This is a genomic window from Variovorax glacialis (genome assembly GCF_051216375.1).
GTDB lineage: Bacteria > Pseudomonadota > Gammaproteobacteria > Burkholderiales > Burkholderiaceae_C > Variovorax.
Genome location: NZ_JBPJZT010000046.1, coordinates 1 through 5,193, shown reverse-complemented (window position 1 = coordinate 5,193; position 5,193 = coordinate 1). Strand labels below are relative to the sequence as shown.

The 5,193-nt window shown below is 68.3% G+C and carries 4 protein-coding genes; all 4 read left to right on the top strand.

All coding sequences use genetic code 11. The features are described 5' to 3' along the window. Positions 1 to 1,102 (top strand): DUF1302 family protein (locus tag ACSFBL_RS35355; protein WP_435520462.1); only part of this gene is annotated, 1,102 nt, incomplete at its 5' end. Between the two features lie 34 nt (positions 1,103 to 1,136). After that, entirely contained in the window at positions 1,137 to 2,513 is a 1,377-nt protein-coding gene (locus ACSFBL_RS35350) for a DUF1329 domain-containing protein (protein ID WP_435520461.1), read from the top strand. 11 nt (positions 2,514 to 2,524) lie between these two features. Further along, positions 2,525 to 3,610, top strand: coding sequence for a WD40/YVTN/BNR-like repeat-containing protein (locus ACSFBL_RS35345; protein ID WP_435520460.1), 1,086 nt, complete (start codon positions 2,525 to 2,527; stop codon positions 3,608 to 3,610). Then, on the top strand, positions 3,610 to 5,193 hold a 1,584-nt coding region (locus ACSFBL_RS35340), incomplete at its 3' end, for an efflux RND transporter permease subunit (RefSeq protein WP_435520459.1). The genes ACSFBL_RS35345 and ACSFBL_RS35340, both read left to right, overlap by 1 nt.

Genomic DNA, 5,193 nt, shown 5'->3' with positions numbered 1-5,193 from the left:
CGACTGGGAGAGCGCGCGCTATCCGGAGTCGGGCAGCTACCTGACGGTCAACGATGCCCTGTTGCACGGCGGCGAAACGCTCATCGCCGGCCCCGGCCAGCGCCTGCTGCAGGCCACCAACTCCGAGCCCAACAAGACCGGCGACTTCGGCCTCGCGGCACGTTGGAGCCCCGAGTGGCTGGACGGCACCGCAGGCCTCTATGGCCGCCGCACCGCCGACATCCAGCCGCAGCTGGCCCTGATGCCCGCCGTGGCCACGGGCGTGCCCGCCGCGGCCTGCTCGCGCGCCGGCCTGCGCCCCGTCGGCCCGAGCACCTGCTACATCAATCCGGCCGCCGCCACGCTGCCGATGATCCAGGCCGGCTACGTCGGCCAGTACCAGGCCTTCTACGGCCGCGACATCGACATCTACGGCCTGAGCCTCGCGAAGAACGTCGCGGGCCTGAGCCTCGGGGCCGAACTGAGCTACCGCCGCAACATGCCGCTGCAGAGCGTGCCGGTGCAGGTGCTGCCCACGCCGCTGGTCAATCCGGCCACAGGCGCGATCTCGCTGGCGCAATTGAGCCAGCTCGGCGGCGACACGCCCGGTGCGCGCGGCGACACCATGCACGGCGTGTTCAACCTGCTGGGCACCGTCTCGAAGACGCCGCTGTTCGACAGCGCCAGCTGGAACGCCGAACTGATCTGGAGCCGGTGGCTGAGCGTCTCGCAGAACCCCGGCGCCTTCAAGGGCAGCGACGCCTACCGCGCCAACCCGGCCAACGTCGATGCGGTCAGCAAGAACTTCTTCGGCCTCGGCCTGAACTTCACGCCCACCTGGTACCAGGTGTTCCCGAGCGTGGACATCTCGCTGCCGCTGAGCTGGTCGGGCGGCCTCTCGGGCAACTCGGCGGTGCTGACCGGGGGCAACAAGAACGCCGGCACCTACGGCATCGGCATCGCTGCCGACGTGCGGGCCAAGTACAACTTCGCGCTGCGCTATGTCGGCTTCTACGGCGACTACAGCACGACACCCACCGGCGCGATGAACGTGCCCAACGGCACCTACGCCAGCCTGTCCGACCGCGGGCACGTGCTGCTCACCTTCAAGACGACCTTCTGAGTCGTCCTCACCTCAACCGAACGGAGACAAACCCATGAAGTCAACACGCCCCAAGACCGGCGCCCTGTGGGCCGGCGCGCTGCTCGCGCTCGCCGCCCATTCCGCCCTCGCTGCCGTCGCGGCCGACGAAGCGAAGAAGCTCGGCAGCACCCTCACGCAGACCGGCGCCGAGCGCGCGGGCAACGCCGACAAGACCATCCCCGAGTACACCGGCGGCCTCACCACGCCGCCCGCGGGCTACGAGAAGGGCTCCGGCATCCGCCCCGACCCCTACGCCGCCGAGAAGCCGCTCTACGCGATCACCGCGCAGAACATGGCCCAGTACGAGTCCAAGCTCACGGCAGGCACCAAGGAGCTGCTGAAGAAGTACCCGACGATGCGCGTGGACGTCTACCCGTCGCACCGCTCGGTGGCCTTCCCCAAGTACGTGATCGACAACACGGTGAAGAACGCCACCGCCGTGAAGACCACCGACGACGGCCTGGGCCTGGAAGGCACCTTCGCCGGCATCCCGTTCCCGATCCCCAAGACCGGCAACGAGGTGATGTGGAACCACCTGCTGCGCTACACCGGCCAGAGCTACTACACCCAGTACGACTCCATCAACGTCGACTCCGCGGGCAAGGCGGTGCTCGCCACCACGGGCCAGATCTACATGGACTACCCGTACTACGACCCCAAGCGCACGGGCGCCTCGGCCGACAACGACATCTACTTCCGCACCAAGATCGCCTACACCGCACCGGCACGCCGCGCGGGTGAAGCCCTGCTCGCGCAGGACTACATCAACCCGATGAAGAACGGACGGCGTGCCTGGCAGTACCTGCCCGGCCAGCGCCGCGTGAAGCTCGCACCGGACATCGCCTACGACACGCCCAACCCCGGCGCGGCAGGCGCATCGACCTACGACGACGCCTGGGTCTTCAACGGCGCGATGGACCGCTACGACTTCAAGCTCGTGGGCAAGCAGGAGATGCTGGTCCCCTACAACACCTTCAAGCTGGTCTATGCCAAGGACCCGTATGCGGTGACGACGGCCAACCACCTGAACCCGGACTACGTGCGCTGGGAACCGCACCGCGTGTGGGTGGTGGAGGCGACGCTGAAGGCGGACAAGCGCCACATCTACGCCAAGCGCACCTTCTACGTGGACGAGGACAGCTGGATCGCCGTGGCGTCGGACATGTACGACGCGCGTGGCCAGCTCTACCGCGCGGGCTTCGTCTACACGAACCCGTCCTACGAAGTGCCGGCGCCGGCGAGCATGGGGCAGTCGTTCCATGACTTCACCACCGGTGGCTACAACATGACGGGCCTGATGGGTGCGTACAGCGTCGGGCTGAAGTACACGGACCCGTTGTCGGCGACCGCCTGGTCGGCCGACGCACTGGCCGGCTCCGGCGTGCGTTGATCGGGGCTCACGTGCAACGCAGAAGCATGCTGCTGGCGGCGCTGGGCGCGCTGGCGGCTTCCGGCACCACCGTGGCAGCAGCAGCAGCGGCGGCCAGCGATGTGCTGGACCGTCCCGCCAGGATGAGTCCGCTGGCCGCCGAGCGGCTCATCACGGGCATCGCGCGGGCCGGCGACCGGCTCGTCGCCGTCGGCCAGCGCGGCCACATCGTGCATTCGGAGGACGGCGGCCGGCTCTGGGTGCAGGCCATGGTGCCCGTCAGCTCGGACCTCACGGCCGTGAGCTTCGTCGATGCGAAGGTGGGCTATGCGACCGGCCACGACGGCGTCGTGCTCGGCACACTGGATGGCGGCCATGGCTGGACGCGGCTGCTCGATGGACGGCAGGTCAACACGCTGGTCCTCGACCACATGCAACGACGCGTCGCCGCGTCCGACGCCACCGAGCAGGACCGCAAGCTCCTCGTCGAGGCCCAGCGCAACGCAGAAGCCGGCCCCGACAAGCCCTTCCTCGACCTCTGCTTCGTCAGCGCGAACGAGGGCTTCGTGGTCGGCGCCTACGGCCTGATCCTGCGCACCGCCGATGGCGGCAAGACCTGGGAGCCGTGGTTCGATCGCGCCGACAACCCGAACCTCCTGAACCTCTACGCGGTCCGCGCCCATCGCGGCGCGATCTACATCGCCGGTGAAGCCGGTCTGCTGCTCAAGCTCGATGCCGGCGCGCAGCGCTTCACCGTACTCCCTTCGCCCTACAAGGGCAGCCTGTTCGGCCTGGCGTCCACCAAGGCGGGCGTGCTGGCCTACGGCATGCGCGGCAACGCCTTCCTGAGCACCGACGAGGGCGCAGCATGGAGCCCGGTCAACACCGGCCTTGCCGCCAGCATCGTCGCGGGCGCCGTCGCGACCAACGGCACCGTGGCGCTGGTCGACCAGGCCGGCGGCATCGCGCTCAGCATCGACGGCGGGCTCAGCTTCACGCGCTCGCCCCTGCGCTCGCAGGTGCCCCTCGCCGCGGTCGCCTTCGCCAGCACCACCTCGCTCGTCGTCGGCGGGCCACGCGGCCTGCGCAGCATCGACCTGACCTCCAAGGACAAGTAATGGCCATCTCTTCCGGACTGGAGCGCATGCCGGTCGTGCGCGAGCTTGCCGATTTCCCGCGGGACTCGGGCAACTGGCTCGAACGCGCCGTTTTCAACCACCGCCTCATCGTCACGCTGGCCTGCCTCGTCGCCACCCTGGTGCTGGGCTTCTTCGCCACCCGCGTCTCGCTCAACGCCAGCTTCGAGAAGATGATCCCCGTGGGTCATCCCTACATCCAGAACTACCTGCAGAACCGCAGCGAACTGCGCGGCATGGGCAACACGCTGCGCGTGGTGGTGGAGAACGAGAACGGCGACATCTTCGATGCCCGCTACCTCGAGGCGCTCAAGCACATCAACGACGACCTGTTCCTCACGCAGGGCGTGGACCGCGCCTGGGTCAAGTCCCTGTGGACCCCGGCCACGCGCTGGACCGAGGTGACGGAAGAAGGCTTCCAGGGCGGCCCCGTCATGCCCGACAACTTCGACGGCAAGACGGCCAGCGTGGAGAAGCTGCGCACGAACGTGGCCCGCGCGGGCCTGGTCGGCAGCATCGTGGCCAACGACTTCAAGTCCAGCGCCATCGTCGCGCCGCTGCTGGACAACGGCAAGGACGGACGTCTCGACTACTGGCGGCTCTCGCGCGAGGTCGAGGCCCAGATCCGCGACAAGTACGAGCACGGCCTCGCCCCCGACGGCAAGCCCTGGGGCGTGAAGGTGCACGTGATCGGCTTCGCCAAGATCATCGGCGACCTGCTCGATGGCCTCCTGCAGGTGATGATGTACTTCGGCGCGGCCACCGTGATCGCCGGGCTGCTGCTGTACGGCTACACGCGCTGCCTGCGCAGCACGGCGATGGTGCTCGCCTGCTCGCTGGTGGCGGTGCTCTGGCAGGTGGGACTGGTCAGGCTGGTCGGGCTGGAGCTCGATCCCTACTCGATGCTGGTGCCCTTCCTGGTCTTCGCCATCGGCGTGAGCCATGGGGCGCAGAAGATGAACGGGATCATGCAGGACATCGGGCGCGGCACGCACCGGCTGGTGGCGGCGCGCTACACCTTCCGGCGGCTCTTCCTGGCCGGCGTCACGGCGCTCATGGCCGATGCGGTCGGCTTCGCGGTGCTGATGCTGATCCCGATCCCCGTCATCCGCGAGCTCGCGCTGACCGCGAGCATCGGTGTGGCGGTGCTGATCTTCACCAACCTGCTGTTGCTGCCGGTGCTGCTGTCCTATGTGGGCGTGAGTCCCGAAGCGGCCGAGCGCAGCCTGAAGGTGGAGCAGGACCAGGCGGCCGGACGGGGCGGGCGCTTCTGGAGTCTGCTCGACAACTTCGCAGCGAAGCGCAGCTGGGCGCTGGCCGCGGTGTTGGGCTCACTGGCGCTGGCCGTTGGAGGATTTGCGGTGAGCCTCAAGCTGCAGGTCGGCGATCTCGATCCCGGAGCGCCGGAGCTTCGGCCCGACTCCCGCTACAACCGCGACAACGCCTTTGTCACGAACAACTACTCGCTCTCCAGCGACCTCTTCGCGGTGATCGTGAAGACGCCCAAGGAAGGGTGCCTGAAGTACGACACCCTCGCGCACGTCGATCGCCTCGCCTGGGAACTG

What these genes read in the sequence shown, in the direction of transcription:
- ACSFBL_RS35350 (WP_435520461.1), top strand. Translation starts at nt 1,137, where the DNA reads ATGAAGTCAACACGCCCCAAGACCGGCGCCCTGTGGGCCGGCGCGCTG.